The 13,639-nt window shown below is 37.5% G+C and carries 27 protein-coding genes; all 27 read left to right on the forward strand.

The features are described 5' to 3' along the window. The first annotated feature begins 10 nt into the window (after window positions 1-10). The 27 genes from rpsJ to rpsK all read left to right on the forward strand — a co-directional run bounded on the left by rpsJ (window position 11) and on the right by rpsK (window position 13,492). Window positions 11-316 (forward strand): 30S ribosomal protein S10, encoded by a 306-nt coding sequence (gene rpsJ, locus V5N63_RS03980; RefSeq protein ID WP_031503579.1) that lies wholly within the window; start codon window positions 11-13, stop codon window positions 314-316. Window positions 317-441: 125 nt separating this feature from the next. Further along, window positions 442-1,266: a GLPGLI family protein gene (locus V5N63_RS03985; protein WP_332032921.1), complete on the forward strand. Its 825-nt coding sequence runs from the start codon at window positions 442-444 to the stop codon at window positions 1,264-1,266. 522 nt (window positions 1,267-1,788) lie between these two features. Beyond that, window positions 1,789-2,415, forward strand: a complete 627-nt coding sequence (rplC, locus tag V5N63_RS03990; protein ID WP_055041724.1) for a 50S ribosomal protein L3 — start codon at window positions 1,789-1,791, stop codon at window positions 2,413-2,415. Then, window positions 2,406-3,035, forward strand: coding sequence for a 50S ribosomal protein L4 (gene rplD, locus V5N63_RS03995; RefSeq protein ID WP_055041723.1), 630 nt, complete (start codon window positions 2,406-2,408; stop codon window positions 3,033-3,035). The genes rplC and rplD overlap by 10 nt, the downstream gene beginning before the upstream one ends. A gap of 3 nt (window positions 3,036-3,038) precedes the next feature. Next, window positions 3,039-3,329, forward strand: coding sequence for a 50S ribosomal protein L23 (gene rplW, locus V5N63_RS04000; protein ID WP_332032922.1), 291 nt, complete (start codon window positions 3,039-3,041; stop codon window positions 3,327-3,329). A gap of 15 nt (window positions 3,330-3,344) precedes the next feature. Then, window positions 3,345-4,166 carry a 50S ribosomal protein L2 gene (rplB, locus tag V5N63_RS04005; protein WP_332032923.1) on the forward strand — a complete coding sequence of 274 codons (822 nt, stop codon included), beginning with the start codon at window positions 3,345-3,347 and terminating at the stop codon, window positions 4,164-4,166. Between the two features lie 2 nt (window positions 4,167-4,168). Continuing rightward, window positions 4,169-4,447 (forward strand): 30S ribosomal protein S19, encoded by a 279-nt coding sequence (rpsS, locus tag V5N63_RS04010; protein WP_028122169.1) that lies wholly within the window; start codon window positions 4,169-4,171, stop codon window positions 4,445-4,447. A gap of 2 nt (window positions 4,448-4,449) precedes the next feature. Next, window positions 4,450-4,851: a 50S ribosomal protein L22 gene (gene rplV / locus V5N63_RS04015; protein WP_031503600.1), complete on the forward strand. Its 402-nt coding sequence runs from the start codon at window positions 4,450-4,452 to the stop codon at window positions 4,849-4,851. Between the two features lie 7 nt (window positions 4,852-4,858). Beyond that, window positions 4,859-5,593 (forward strand): 30S ribosomal protein S3, encoded by a 735-nt coding sequence (gene rpsC / locus V5N63_RS04020; protein WP_055041720.1) that lies wholly within the window; start codon window positions 4,859-4,861, stop codon window positions 5,591-5,593. Between the two features lie 81 nt (window positions 5,594-5,674). Further along, complete coding sequence (rplP, locus tag V5N63_RS04025; protein ID WP_031503399.1) at window positions 5,675-6,100, forward strand: 50S ribosomal protein L16; 426 nt, start codon at window positions 5,675-5,677, stop codon at window positions 6,098-6,100. 12 nt (window positions 6,101-6,112) lie between these two features. Then, entirely contained in the window at window positions 6,113-6,301 is a 189-nt protein-coding gene (gene rpmC, locus V5N63_RS04030; protein WP_055041719.1) for a 50S ribosomal protein L29, read from the forward strand. A 12-nt stretch (window positions 6,302-6,313) separates the two neighbouring features. Further along, window positions 6,314-6,571 carry a 30S ribosomal protein S17 gene (gene rpsQ, locus V5N63_RS04035; RefSeq protein WP_088263399.1) on the forward strand — a complete coding sequence of 86 codons (258 nt, stop codon included), beginning with the start codon at window positions 6,314-6,316 and terminating at the stop codon, window positions 6,569-6,571. Further along, window positions 6,571-6,939, forward strand: a complete 369-nt coding sequence (rplN, locus tag V5N63_RS04040) for a 50S ribosomal protein L14 (RefSeq protein ID WP_031503404.1) — start codon at window positions 6,571-6,573, stop codon at window positions 6,937-6,939. The genes rpsQ and rplN overlap by 1 nt, the downstream gene beginning before the upstream one ends. A gap of 18 nt (window positions 6,940-6,957) precedes the next feature. Next, window positions 6,958-7,284 (forward strand): 50S ribosomal protein L24, encoded by a 327-nt coding sequence (gene rplX, locus V5N63_RS04045; protein WP_055041718.1) that lies wholly within the window; start codon window positions 6,958-6,960, stop codon window positions 7,282-7,284. Window positions 7,285-7,295: 11 nt separating this feature from the next. Beyond that, window positions 7,296-7,847 (forward strand): 50S ribosomal protein L5, encoded by a 552-nt coding sequence (gene rplE, locus V5N63_RS04050; RefSeq protein WP_055041717.1) that lies wholly within the window; start codon window positions 7,296-7,298, stop codon window positions 7,845-7,847. A gap of 3 nt (window positions 7,848-7,850) precedes the next feature. Then, a complete protein-coding gene (gene rpsN / locus V5N63_RS04055; protein ID WP_031503409.1) occupies window positions 7,851-8,120 on the forward strand; it encodes a 30S ribosomal protein S14 in 270 nt (89 codons plus the stop codon). A gap of 143 nt (window positions 8,121-8,263) precedes the next feature. Continuing rightward, window positions 8,264-8,662, forward strand: a complete 399-nt coding sequence (gene rpsH, locus V5N63_RS04060) for a 30S ribosomal protein S8 (RefSeq protein ID WP_055041716.1) — start codon at window positions 8,264-8,266, stop codon at window positions 8,660-8,662. Between the two features lie 17 nt (window positions 8,663-8,679). Further along, complete coding sequence (gene rplF, locus V5N63_RS04065; protein ID WP_332018516.1) at window positions 8,680-9,225, forward strand: 50S ribosomal protein L6; 546 nt, start codon at window positions 8,680-8,682, stop codon at window positions 9,223-9,225. Between the two features lie 17 nt (window positions 9,226-9,242). Beyond that, the gene (gene rplR, locus V5N63_RS04070) at window positions 9,243-9,590 is read left to right on the forward strand and encodes a 50S ribosomal protein L18 (RefSeq protein ID WP_255930717.1); all 348 of its coding nucleotides are present in this window, start codon (window positions 9,243-9,245) and stop codon (window positions 9,588-9,590) included. 18 nt (window positions 9,591-9,608) lie between these two features. Then, a complete protein-coding gene (rpsE, locus tag V5N63_RS04075; RefSeq protein ID WP_088469637.1) occupies window positions 9,609-10,130 on the forward strand; it encodes a 30S ribosomal protein S5 in 522 nt (173 codons plus the stop codon). Window positions 10,131-10,140: 10 nt separating this feature from the next. Further along, window positions 10,141-10,317: a 50S ribosomal protein L30 gene (rpmD, locus tag V5N63_RS04080; protein WP_088469638.1), complete on the forward strand. Its 177-nt coding sequence runs from the start codon at window positions 10,141-10,143 to the stop codon at window positions 10,315-10,317. Window positions 10,318-10,388: 71 nt separating this feature from the next. After that, window positions 10,389-10,835 (forward strand): 50S ribosomal protein L15, encoded by a 447-nt coding sequence (gene rplO, locus V5N63_RS04085; protein WP_332032924.1) that lies wholly within the window; start codon window positions 10,389-10,391, stop codon window positions 10,833-10,835. 9 nt (window positions 10,836-10,844) lie between these two features. After that, window positions 10,845-12,224: a preprotein translocase subunit SecY gene (gene secY / locus V5N63_RS04090; protein ID WP_332032925.1), complete on the forward strand. Its 1,380-nt coding sequence runs from the start codon at window positions 10,845-10,847 to the stop codon at window positions 12,222-12,224. A gap of 7 nt (window positions 12,225-12,231) precedes the next feature. Beyond that, complete coding sequence (infA, locus tag V5N63_RS04095; protein ID WP_031503426.1) at window positions 12,232-12,447, forward strand: translation initiation factor IF-1; 216 nt, start codon at window positions 12,232-12,234, stop codon at window positions 12,445-12,447. A gap of 139 nt (window positions 12,448-12,586) precedes the next feature. Next, window positions 12,587-12,703, forward strand: coding sequence for a 50S ribosomal protein L36 (gene rpmJ / locus V5N63_RS04100; protein ID WP_007839480.1), 117 nt, complete (start codon window positions 12,587-12,589; stop codon window positions 12,701-12,703). A gap of 9 nt (window positions 12,704-12,712) precedes the next feature. After that, window positions 12,713-13,090 (forward strand): 30S ribosomal protein S13, encoded by a 378-nt coding sequence (gene rpsM / locus V5N63_RS04105; RefSeq protein ID WP_055041710.1) that lies wholly within the window; start codon window positions 12,713-12,715, stop codon window positions 13,088-13,090. Between the two features lie 12 nt (window positions 13,091-13,102). Continuing rightward, window positions 13,103-13,492 carry a 30S ribosomal protein S11 gene (rpsK, locus tag V5N63_RS04110; protein WP_088469642.1) on the forward strand — a complete coding sequence of 130 codons (390 nt, stop codon included), beginning with the start codon at window positions 13,103-13,105 and terminating at the stop codon, window positions 13,490-13,492. Window positions 13,493-13,639 lie beyond the last annotated feature (147 nt).

The following is a 13,639-nucleotide window of genomic DNA, read 5'->3' on the forward strand; positions in this document are numbered from 1 at the left end:
TTAGATTAAAATGTCACAAAGAATCAGAATAAAATTAAAATCTTACGATTACAATTTGGTAGACAAATCTGCTGAGAAAATCGTGAGAACGGTAAAAGCGACTGGTGCTGTTGTAAACGGACCAATTCCATTGCCAACTAACAAGAGAATCTTCACCGTGTTGAGATCTCCGCACGTAAACAAGAAGGCAAGAGAACAGTTCCAGCTTTCAGCTCACAAGAGATTGATGGACATCTATTCTTCTTCTTCTAAAACTGTAGATGCGCTAATGAAATTAGAGCTTCCTTCAGGAGTTGATGTAGAAATTAAAGTGTGATTGTGGCGGCTTGCTTTTAGCCAATCGCTATTAGCCTTCAGCCAGAAACTACTATGCTATGATAGAAATTCCCTTTTCGCAAGAAAAGGGAATTTTTTTATAGATTTACATCACAAATATAATGAATGAAGAATCTGTACGCTGCCTTTATGCTCATTTCTGTTGGTTTCTATGCCCAAACCAACCGCTTTATTTACGATTATCAATATAAATTAAGTGCGGAAGATACGCTGACAAAACAAGCCTACTTTCATCTGGATGTAAACTCCGATAAATCCTATTTCTACGAACGTAAGTATTTTATTGCAGATTCGCTTCAAAAAGCCAATCAACCTTTTGGGCTCGAAGGAAAGATGACGGACCTTTTGTCCAGGGACAGAAAAGGTGGCAAAGTTTCTACCATCACATTTAAAGGATTTGACAGTTTTTTAATGAAAGACCAACCGTCTCAGAACTGGAAAATACATCAGGAAACCAAAAGGTTAGGCAACCTGAAACTACAGAAGGCAACAACGACGTGGAGCGGCAGAAATTGGGAAGCTTGGTTTGCTGCTGAAATTCCCTTGCAGGAAGGTCCTCACAAATTCTCCGGACTTCCGGGATTGATCGCTGAATTGAGCGATGACGGCAATAATTTCAGCTTTAAACTCATCCGTTCTCAATTGATAAAACAAACGTCCGTCGTCGACCTGTATAACAATCAGTTCATAAAACCGGTTGAAATTTCCTACGCACAATATGAGAAGATGCTCCTTCAGCATTATAAATCACCCTTGCAAACCCTCATTACGCGGGAAATTGATTATAAAAAAAGTCCGCTGATCACCGAAGACGGAACAAAGATCGACAATGAGCAAAAATTCCGCGCCTACGAAACCGCAGAGCGATATCGAATCAGAAAATATAATAACCCTTTGGAATTAAGTCTTAAAATTAGTTATCCTGATTAGTAATTAAATATTTAACGTCCGTGTCGAACAAAGAGGAAATCTTTTGTAATGTTCTCTTTCTGAATAACATCCATAGAAATTTAGCATCGTATTTCTTTTTTTATCATCGAAATAAAAATCAATAAAAATGGATAACGAACAAAACAAAAATTTCTTTGACCGTTTTTCCGAATGGGAACAGCTGCAGCTGGAAGTCCCTCTGGGTTTTTGATTGCATTGATTTTAAATTATAATATGGGCAGGAACTGGGGTCCAATAAATAAACGCTTCCGGACCTAAAAATGACATTTTCCGCCCAAATTAAGCGAAATCCTTTTGCTTTCATAATCAATGACTTCAGAACTTCAGCAGGCGCTGAAGTTTTTTGCATTTTTCGCAAAATATTTTTAACTCACTGTTTGTCAATTCAAAAAAACTTCATACATTTGCACACTCAATTTAGGGAAGAAGTATGCCTATTTCAGAAATAGAAATCACCTAAACCTCGATTGACAAACGTGAACTTAATATAATATATAAATAATGTCAGGTATTATTGGTAAAAAAATCGGGATGACTTCCTTGTTTGACGAAAATGGCAAAAACATGCCATGTACAGTTATTCAAGCTGGTCCTTGCTCGGTTTTACAGGTCAGAACCATAGAAAAAGATGGGTACAAAGCTGCTCAGCTTGGTTTCGATGACAAGAGTGAAAAGAACGTTGGTAAAGCGTTAGCCGGCCATTTCAAGAAGGCTGGTTCTGCTCCAAAAGCTAAATTGGTAGAATTCTATCATGAATTCGTAGACAAATTAAGCGTTGGAGATGAAGTGAAAGTTGATTTGTTCGCAGAAGGCGAATTTGTTGACGTTACAGGAACTTCAAAAGGTAAAGGTTTCCAAGGGGTTGTTAAAAGACACAACTTCGGTGGGGTAATGCAAGCGACTCACGGACAGCACAACAGATTAAGAGCTCCTGGTTCTATCGGTGCAGGATCCGACCCGTCAAGAGTATTCAAAGGAATGCGTATGGCAGGTAGAATGGGAGGTAAGCAAGTTACTGTACAAAACCTTCAAGTGTTAAGAGTAGATGAAGAACAAAATCTTTTAGTAGTAAAAGGTGCTGTTCCGGGAGCAAAAAATTCTTATGTAATTATCAGAAAATGGAACTAGTAGTATTCAATACATCAGGAAAAGAAACCGGAAGAACAGTTCAGTTAGACGAGGCAATCTTCGGAATTGAGCCAAATCAGCACGCGGTTTACTTAGAAGTGAAACAATACCTTGCTGCACAAAGACAAGGGACACATAAATCAAAAGAAAGAAGCGAAATTACAGCTTCTACTAAAAAGCTTAAAAAGCAGAAAGGATCTGGATCTGCAAGATACGGGGATATCAAATCTCCTACATTCAGAGGTGGAGGTAGAGTGTTCGGTCCAAAACCAAGAGACTACAGATTCAAATTGAACAAAGCTTTGAAAAGATTAGCGAAAAAATCTGTGCTTTCTCAGAAAATGAGAGACAATTCTATTAAAGTTTTAGAAGCTTTCAACTTTGAAGCTCCAAAAACTAAAGAATTTATCACACTGAACAATGCATTAGGATTCGAAGGTAAAAAATCTCTTTACATTTTACCAGAAGCTAACAAAAATGTATATCTGTCATCAAGAAACTTACCTAAAACTAAAGTATTGACTTATAACGAGATCAGTTCTTATGATTTAGTAAATGCTGGAGAGATTGTATTTTTAGAAGGTGCTATCGAGAAATTTCAGGAAAACTTAAGAAAATAAATCATGTCTATTATTATTAAACCAATCATTTCAGAAAAAGCAAACTATCTTACCGATTTGAGAGGAGCATTTTCTTTTTTTGTGAATACAAAAGCGAATAAAATCCAGATCAAAAAAGCAGTAGAAGATGCTTATGGTGTAAAAGTAGCAGACGTAAGAACAATGATTTACGCTCCTAAAGTTTCATCGAAATACACCAAAAAAGGATTACAGGTTGGGAAAACCAACAAAATGAAGAAAGCAGTTGTTTCCCTTGCAGAAGGTGAAGTAATTGATATTTTTGCAACGAATTAATTATAAACAATAGTAATGTCTGTTAGAAAATTAAAACCTATCACCCCGGGACAGAGATTCAGAGTTGTAAACAACTTTGAGGAAATTACTACCAACAAACCAGAGAAGTCTCTAACCGTTGGTATTAAAAAGTCAGGTGGTCGTAACAATACTGGTAAAATGACCATGCGTTACACCGGAGGTGGACACAAACAAAAGTACAGAATTATCGACTTCAAAAGAAACAAGTTTGATGTTGAAGGAACGGTAAAAACTGTAGAGTACGATCCGAACAGAACGGCTTTCATCGCGCTAGTTGAGTACACAGATGGAGAGAAGAGATATATCATCGCTCCGAATGGTATCAAAGTAGATCAGAAAGTAATCGCTGCGGAGGCTGCAGAACCTAACGTAGGTAATGCAATGAAGTTGAAGAATATTCCTTTAGGTACTGTAGTATCTTGTATCGAACTAAAACCTGGTCAAGGTGCGGTGATGGCAAGAAGTGCAGGATCTTCAGCTCAGTTAACTTCAAGAGACGGTAAATATGCAATCGTAAAATTGCCTTCAGGTGAATCTAGAATGATTCTTACTGAATGTATGGCTATGATCGGATCTGTTTCTAACGGCGACCACCAACTTACCGTATCTGGTAAAGCAGGTAGAAGCAGATGGTTGGGAAGAAGACCTAGAACAAGACCAGTGGTAATGAACCCAGTTGATCACCCAATGGGAGGTGGTGAAGGACGTTCTTCAGGAGGTCACCCAAGATCTAGAAACGGTAAACCGGCTAAAGGTTACAAAACTAGAAAGAAAAACAAAGCGTCTAACCGATTTATCGTATCTAAAAGAAAATAATTATGGCAAGATCACTTAAGAAAGGACCTTTCATTCATCATACTTTAGATAAGAAGGTTCAGGCAAATATAGAGTCTAATAAAAAGACAGTAATTAAAACTTGGTCTCGAGCGTCAATGATCTCTCCGGACTTCGTAGGACAAACCATCGCAGTACACAACGGGAAATCTTTTATCCCGGTTTATGTAACCGAAAACATGGTAGGTCACAAGTTAGGCGAATTTTCTCCGACAAGATCTTTCAGAGGTCACGGTGGTAACAAAAATAAAGGAGGTAGATAATCATGGGATCAAGAAAAAGAGAAAGTGCATTAGCACGTAAAATAGCAAACCAAGATGTAGCAAAAGCGTTACATAATGATTGCCCATCTTCTCCAAGAAAGATGAGATTAGTTGCTGATATCATCAGAGGAGTAGAAGTAGATAAAGCTTTAGCTATCCTTAAGTTTTCTAAAAAAGAAGCTTCCAACAAATTGGAGAAAGTTCTTCTTTCTGCAATGGCAAACTGGCAAGCTAAAAATGAAGGAGCGGATATCGAAGAAGCAAACTTAATCGTAAAAGAAATTATGGTTGATAGTGCTAGACAATTGAAGAGACTAAGACCTGCACCACAAGGTAGAGGACACAGAATCAGAAAAAGATCGAACCACATTACACTAATTTTAGGTACTAAAGACAATAAATAATCAAGGTATGGGACAGAAGACAAATCCAATTGGTAACAGATTAGGTATCATCAGAGGATGGGATTCGAACTGGTTTGGTGGTAAAAACTATGGCGACAGAATCGCTGAAGATTACAAAATCAGAAGATACCTTGAAGCTAGATTATCTAAAGGTGGTATTTCAAAAATTTATATTGAAAGAACCCTAAAATTAGTAACAGTAACCATCACTACCGCTAGACCGGGATTAATCATCGGTAAAGGAGGACAGGAAGTTGATAAATTAAAAGAAGAATTGAAAAAGATTACCGATAAGGATATCCAAATCAATATCTTCGAAATCAAAAGACCTGAACTGGACGCAGTATTGGTTGCTGACAGCATCGCAAAACAAATCGAAAACCGTATTTCTTATAGAAGAGCCGTGAAAATGGCAATTCAAAGCACCATGAGAATGGGAGCGGAAGGAATCAAAGTTCAGATTTCTGGAAGATTGAACGGAGCTGAGATGGCAAGAAGCGAATCTTTCAAAGAAGGAAGAATCCCATTGTCAACTTTCCGTGCAGATATCGATTATCATATCGGTGAAGCATTAACTCAGTACGGAAAACTAGGTGTGAAAGTTTGGATCATGAAAGGAGAAGTTTACGGAAAAAGAGACTTATCTCCATTAGTAGGCCAACAAAAGAAAGCATCTGGAGGAAGAGGAGAGAGAAACGATAGAGGCGATAGAGGAGACAGAAGACCAAGAGAAAGAAAATAATTAATAAAATTTTAGAGGACAGTTTTAAATGACCGTTACTTTTTTAAAAGCTAAAATCTAAAATCTAAAATTTAAGAAATTATGTTACAACCAAAAAGAACCAAATTCCGTAAAGTTCACAAGATGAAAATGAAGGGGATTGCCCAAAGAGGGAATCAACTTGCTTACGGAACTTTCGGTATCAAAGCAACTGAAGGAGCTTGGATCACTGCAAGACAAATTGAAGCAGCTCGTATCGCTGCTACAAGATATATGAAAAGAGAAGGTCAACTATGGATCAAAATCTTCCCGGATAAGCCTATCACCAAGAAGCCAGCCGAAGTACGTATGGGTAAAGGTAAAGGTGCCGTGGAATATTGGGTATCTGTAGTAAAACCAGGAAAAATTATGTTCGAAGTAGGTGGTGTTCCTTACGATGTAGCGAAAGAAGCACTAAGACTTGCCGCACAAAAATTACCGGTAGTTACCAAATTTGTAGTCGCTAACGATTTTGTTCAACCTCAATAATCTTCAATTATTATGAAAAAAGCTGACATCAAAAATCTAAGCGCAGGAGATATCCAGAACAAATTAGCTGAAGCTAAAGCAGATTTCAACAAATTGAAACTGGCACACGCAATCAGCCCGATTGAAAATCCAATTCAAATCAAAGACTTGAGAAAAACGATCGCTCGTCTAGAAACTGAATTAACACTAAAACAACAATAAGAATTTCATTTTATCATGGATAGAAATTTAAGAAAAGAAAGAATCGGAATTGTTTCCAGCAATAAAATGGAAAAAACCATTGTTGTAAGTGAAACTACCAGAGTAAAGCACCCGATGTACGGTAAATTCGTTCTAAAAACGAAAAAATATACCGCTCACGACGAAAACAACGAGTGTACTGAAGGCGATACAGTATTAATTACTGAAACAAGACCTTTAAGTAAAAGTAAAAGATGGAGATTAGTACGAATCATTGAAAAAGCTAAGTAATGTTACAAACCGAATCAAGATTAAAAGTTGCTGATAACACAGGTGCAAAAGAAGTACTAGTGATCAGAGTTCTGGGAGGAACCAGAAGGAGATATGCTTCAGTTGGTGATAAAATCGTAGTAACTATCAAGGATTCTACACCACAAGGAAACGCTAAAAAAGGAACCGTTTCTAAAGCAGTAGTTGTAAGAACTAAAAAAGCAGTAAGAAGAAAAGATGGTTCATACATCAAATTCGACGATAACGCTTGCGTACTTCTAAATGCTGCAGGAGAAATGAGAGGAACCCGTGTTTTCGGACCGGTTGCTCGTGAACTAAGAGATAAAGAATATATGAAAGTCATTTCATTAGCTCCTGAAGTACTTTAATTTTAAAATTTACAGAAAATGACAAAGTTAAAAATCAAAAGAGGAGATAACGTAATCATCACTACCGGAAGAAAAGAAATCAAAGGTAAAAAAGGTGAAGTTATTGAAGTGATCAGAAAAGAAGGCAAAGACGCTAGAGTGATCGTTGCAGGTTTAAATATCGTTAAAAAACATACTAAACCTTCAGCAGCAAACCCACAAGGCGGAATTGTAGAGAAAGAAGCATCTATCCATATTTCAAACGTAGCACTTATCGACAAAAATGGTAAAGCTACCAAAACTGGAGTAAAAGTGGAAGGTGATAAGAAAGTAAGAGTTGCCAAAACAACCGGTGAAACCTTATAATTAAAAAGACGATGCAATATATAGCAAGACCAAAACAAAATTATAAAGAGAAAATTGTTCCTGCGATGATGGAAGAATTTGGGTACAAATCTGTAATGCAGGTACCTAAATTAGAAAAGATCGTTATTTCGCAAGGTTTAGGAGCTGCTACAGCCGATAAAAAAATTGTGGATTATGCAGTTGAAGAACTTACCGCAATCACCGGCCAAAAAGCAGTTGGTACAATCTCTAAGAAAGATGAGGCAGCTTTCAAACTAAGAAAAGGAATGCCAGTAGGAGCAAGAGTAACTTTAAGAGCTAACCAAATGTATGAGTTCTTAGATCGTCTTACTTCTTCAGCTTTACCACGAATCAGAGATTTCTCTGGTATTAAAGCTGATGGTTTCGATGGTAGAGGAAATTACAACTTGGGAATCACTGAACAAATCATTTTCCCTGAAATCGTAATCGACAAAGTGAAAAAAATCCAAGGGATGGACATTACTTTCGTTACTACCGCGAAAACTGACAAAGAAGCAAAAGCATTATTAACTCACTTCGGTTTACCTTTCAAAAAGAACTAAAAGATGGCTAAAGAATCAATGAAAGCGCGTGAGCGCAAAAGAGAAGCTACAGTAGCAAAATATGCCGAGAAAAGAAAAGCTTTGAAAGAAGCCGGAGATTACGAAGCATTACAAAAATTGCCGAAAGACGCTTCACCAGTAAGATTACACAACAGATGTAAATTAACAGGAAGACCAAGAGGATACATGAGAACTTTCGGTATTTCTAGAGTAACTTTCCGCGAAATGGCCAATGCAGGTTTGATCCCGGGAGTGAAAAAAGCAAGTTGGTAACAATTTAGAACAATCGAGATAGTAAAGTTTATGAGCCGTACGCTGTAGGCAATAAGCCGGAGGCAAAAATGCATAAAGCCTAATGCTTACAGCCTAAAGCCATAAAAACTAACTATCATAAACCAATAATTTAAAATAGAAAAATGGTAACAGATCCAATTTCAGATTTCCTAACCAGAGTAAGGAACGCACAAAGCGCAGGCCACAAAGTGGTGGATATTCCTGCATCGAAAATCAAAAAGGAGATTACAAAAATTTTATTTGACCAGGGTTATATCCTGAACTACAAGTTCGAAGATAGCGCTGTTCAAGGAAATATCAAAATCGCTTTGAAGTACGACAAACAAACCAACAAACCTGCGATCAAAAGCATTCAAAGAGCTTCAAGACCAGGTTTAAGACAATACAAAGGTTCTGAGGAACTGCCAAGAGTATTGAACGGTTTGGGTATTGCTATTATCTCAACTTCTAAAGGAGTAATGACAGATAAAAAAGCTAGACAAGAAAAAGTTGGTGGAGAGGTAATCTGCTATGTTTATTAATTTTTAATCAAAGGAAAATGTCAAGAATTGGTAAATCAATTATAGAAATTCCAGCTAATGTTACCATAACCGAAAAAGACGGTTTAGTAACTGTGAAAGGACCGAAAGGCGAACTTACACAGCAAATCAGTGAAGGAATCACTCTAAAACAAGAAGACGGAATACTTACTTTAGAAAGACCGTCCGACTCAAAACAACATAAAGCATTACACGGTCTTTACAGAGCGTTAATCAATAACATGATTGTGGGAACCTCTGAAGGTTTTACAAAAAAACTGGAATTGGTAGGGGTAGGTTACAGAGCATCACACCAAGGTAACAGACTGGATATGGCTTTAGGATTCTCCCACGGTATCGTGATGGACCTTCCAAAAGAAATTACGTTAGATACTTTATCTGAAAAAGGTAAAAACCCTATTATTACTTTGTCTTCATATGACAAACAACTCCTAGGGATGGTTGCTGCAAAGATCAGATCTTTCAGAAAACCTGAGCCTTACAAAGGAAAAGGAGTTAGATTCGTAGGAGAAATTGTTAGACGTAAAGCTGGTAAATCTGCTTAATTTTAAAACTTAAGAAAATGGCACTAAGCAAATTAGAAAAAAGAAATAGAATTAAAAGAAGAGTAAGAGGAAAAATTTCCGGCTCTTCAGAATTACCAAGATTATCTGTTTACAAAAGCAACAAAGAAATTTACGCGCAATTAATCGACGATAAAGAAGGTAAAACTTTAGCATCAGCTTCTTCAAGAAGCCTTAACGCAAAAGGTAACAAAGTAGAAATCTCTGCAGAAGTAGGTAAAGCAATCGCTGAAAAAGCTAAAGCTGCAGGTATTGAAAATATAGTGTTCGACAGAAACGGATTCGTTTACCACGGTAGAGTGAAAGCTCTTGCTGACGGTGCGAGAGAAGGCGGACTAAAATTCTAATCATTAAATTTCGGAAATATGTTAGGACTAGATAATATAGAAAAAGTAAAACCGGGAGGATTAGAACTTAAAGATCGTCTCGTTGCTGTAAACAGAGTAACCAAAGTAACCAAAGGTGGTCGTGCTTTCGGATTTTCTGCAATTGTAGTTGTAGGAGACGAGGCAGGAACCGTAGGTTTCGGTTTAGGAAAATCTAAGGAAGTTGCTTCCGCTATTGCTAAAGCTGTAGAAGATGCAAAGAAAAACTTAGTGAAAGTTCCGGTAATCAACCACACAATCCCTCACCAGACTTCTGCAAGATACGGTGGAGCTGATATCTTCTTAAGACCAGCTTCTCACGGTACAGGGCTTATCGCCGGTGGTGCGGTAAGAGCGGTATTGGAGTCTGCAGGTGTACACGATATCCTTTCAAAATCTAAAGGTTCATCTAACCCACACAACGTGGTGAAAGCTACTTTCAAAGCATTGTTGGATATCAGAAGACCAGAGGACATCGCAAAACTTAGAGGTGTTTCATTAAGTAAAGTGTTTAACGGTTAATATAAAAGCAATGGCAAAAATTCAGGTAAAACAAGTAAAAAGCGCTATTGGTAGAACAAAAACCCAAAAAAGAACGCTTGAAGCATTAGGATTGAAAAAACTTCACCAAGTTGTTGAACACGAAGCTACTCCTTCTATCTTAGGAATGGTAGCGGCGGTAAGTCATTTAGTAGAAGTTCAAAAATAATTTTTAGGATAAGGATTAGGTTGAGTTAATGCTCAACCTCTGCCTTAACCTTAACCTTTAATTTTAAAATAATGAATTTAAATAATATCAGACCGGCATCGGGTTCAACTCACAATTCAAAAAGACTTGGTAGAGGACAGGGAAGCGGAAAAGGTGGTACTTCAGCAAAAGGACACAAAGGTCAGAAATCCAGAGCCGGATATTCTCAGAAAATCGGATTCGAAGGTGGACAGATGCCTTTACAAAGAAGACTTCCTAAATTCGGTTTCAATAACGTAAACAGAAAAGAGTACAGAGCGATAAATCTTGATACCATCCAACTTTTGGCTGATGCGAAAAACATCACCGAAATTACTAAAGACATCTTAGTAGAAAACGGATTGGCTAAAAAGAGCGAAATCGTGAAAATTATGGGTAGAGGCGAATTGAAATCAGGAGTTTCAATTTCTGCACACAAATTCACAAAATCTGCTGAAGAAGCTATCGCTAAAGCAGGAGGTAAAGCAATTACTCTTTAATCTACACGAATGAAAGAATTTATACAAACACTAAAAAACATTTGGAGTCTTAAGGAACTTAGGGAGAAGATACTTTTTACCCTTGGGTTGATCCTCGTGTATAGATTCGCATCTTATATTTCCCTACCTGCCATTAACATGGCCGAGGTGGGGAATCTTTTGGAACATTACCAAAACCAGGGTGGCAACAAGCAGGGAGCAGGTCTTCTTGGGTTGCTTTCTTCGTTTACGGGAGGTGCATTCAGCCGGGCGTCGATCATGGCACTCGGTATTATGCCTTATATTTCTGCTTCCATTATCGTTCAGCTGATGGGTATGGCAATTCCTTACCTTCAGAAATTACAGAAAGATGGTGAAAGCGGCAGAAATACACTGAACCAAATTACAAGATGGTTAACGATTGCAGTTTGTTTGGTACAGGCACCGTCTTACCTTACTTCAATTACGCAGATGTTCTTACCGCACGCACAGTTCGGTTCGGCATATTACGTGCATCCCGAATCGGTTATGTTCTGGTTGCCAAGTATCGTAATTTTGGTGGCAGGATCTGTATTCGCAATGTGGTTAGGAGAAAAAATTACAGATAAAGGTATCGGAAACGGTATTTCAATCTTAATTATGGTAGGGATTTTGGCAGATCTTCCGGGAGCATTTATCCAGGAAATCGCTACACAAACCGGTAAAGGCGGTTTAGGAACAATCATGATTTTAATTGAAGTTTTATTCTGGATGTTGGTGGTGCTTTTAGCAATCATCCTTTCAGTAGCTGTAAGAAAAATTCCTATTCAGTATGTAAGCCGTGCTCAGGCAAGAGGCGGATCAAATAGAAATTTAATGCAAGGTGCAAGACAGTGGATTCCACTTAAAATAAATGCTTCGGGAGTAATGCCGATCATTTTTGCACAGGCTTTAATGTTTGTTCCGGGACTTTTAACTAAAGTTGATGAGTCCAACACCTTCCTGGCAGGATTTAAAAATGTATTCAGCTGGCAGTATAATGTATTGTTTGCACTGTTAATTATTATCTTCTCATTCTTTTACACAGCGATTACCATTCCGGTGAATCAAATGGCAGATGATCTGAAGAGAAACGGTGGACTGATTCCTAAGGTAAGACCCGGTAAAGATACCGCTGATTATCTGGATGATATTCTCTCAAAAATAACTTTGCCTGGCTCAATATTTTTAGCTATCTTTGCAATCCTTCCTGCAATTGTGCACGGAGCGTTTGTTCAGACGGATAGATTTGCCCTGTTTTTCGGGGGTACATCGCTTTTAATCATGGTTGGGGTAATCCTCGATACAGTTCAACAGATCAACACGTATTTGCTTAACCACCATTATGATGGGTTGATGCAGTCAAAATTATCCAGAACAACAAACCTGTAATTAATAAATGGCAAAACAGAAACATATAGAACAAGACGGCGTTATTACGGAAGCACTTTCCAATGCGCAGTTCCGTGTTGAACTTGAGAATGGGCATGTATTAATCGCCCATATCTCAGGTAAAATGCGTATGCACTACATTAAACTTTTACCTGGTGATAAGGTAAAGTTAGAACTTTCTCCTTACGATTTATCGAAAGGAAGAATTACATTTAGATACTAATTACAGAGTGATCTGGAAATTATTATAACAAGAAAACTAAATAAAATCATTCGGTTTTATTGGTCATTTAAATATTTAAACAAAAGGGGGTGGAATCACTTGGAGTTCATCTAACCGTTGGAAAATTAAACCAAAACAAATGAAAGTTAGAGCATCTATCAAAAAAAGAAGTGCTGATTGCAAAATCGTTCGCAGAAAAGGCGTTCTGTTTGTAATCAACAAGAAAAACCCAAAATTTAAACAAAGACAAGGCTAAAATTAAATTATGGCGAGAATTTCCGGTATTGATTTACCAAAAAACAAAAGAGGCGTTATCGGCTTAACTTACATCTACGGAATCGGAAGAAGCACTTCATCCGAAATCCTGAAAGCAGCCGGCATCAGCGAAGACAAGAAAGTCAACGAATGGAATGACGATGAATTGGCATTGATCAGAAACTACATCACTGAAAACATTAAAGTAGAAGGTGAATTGCGTTCTGAAACACAATTGAACATCAAGCGATTGATGGATATTGGTTGCCAACGAGGAATACGTCACAGACTGGGATTACCTTTAAGAGGCCAAAGAACTAAAAACAATTCTAGAACCCGAAAAGGAAAGAGAAAAACTGTTGCTAACAAGAAAAAAGCAAGTAAATAATCGGTAAGAATTATGGCAAAACAGACTAAAGTTGTTAAGAAAAGAAAAGTAAAAGTTGAAGCGATCGGCGAAGCACACATTCAGGCGTCATTCAACAATATCATCATTTCTTTGACAAATAAAAACGGAGAAGTAATCTCTTGGGCATCTGCCGGAAAAATGGGATTCAGAGGTTCTAAAAAGAATACTCCTTTCGCAGCTCAAATGGCTGCTGAAAATTGCTCACAAGTTGCACACGATGCAGGTCTTAGAAGAGTAAAGGTGTTTGTAAAAGGTCCTGGTGCAGGTAGAGAATCTGCTATCAGAACCATTCACAATTCAGGAATTGAAGTTAGTGAAATCGTAGATGTGACTCCAATGCCACACAACGGATGTAGACCACCGAAAAGAAGAAGAGTATAATAAATTAGAATTTTAAATTTTAAATTTTAAATTTTAAATGGACTCATTTATTAATCTGAAATCTGAAATCTAAAATCTATAATCCTTAGAAAATTATGGCAAGATATATTGGACCTAAAACTAAGATTGCAAGAAAATTTGGTGCTG

This window comes from Kaistella sp., from assembly GCF_032060305.1.
Classification (GTDB): domain Bacteria; phylum Bacteroidota; class Bacteroidia; order Flavobacteriales; family Weeksellaceae; genus Kaistella; species Kaistella yananensis.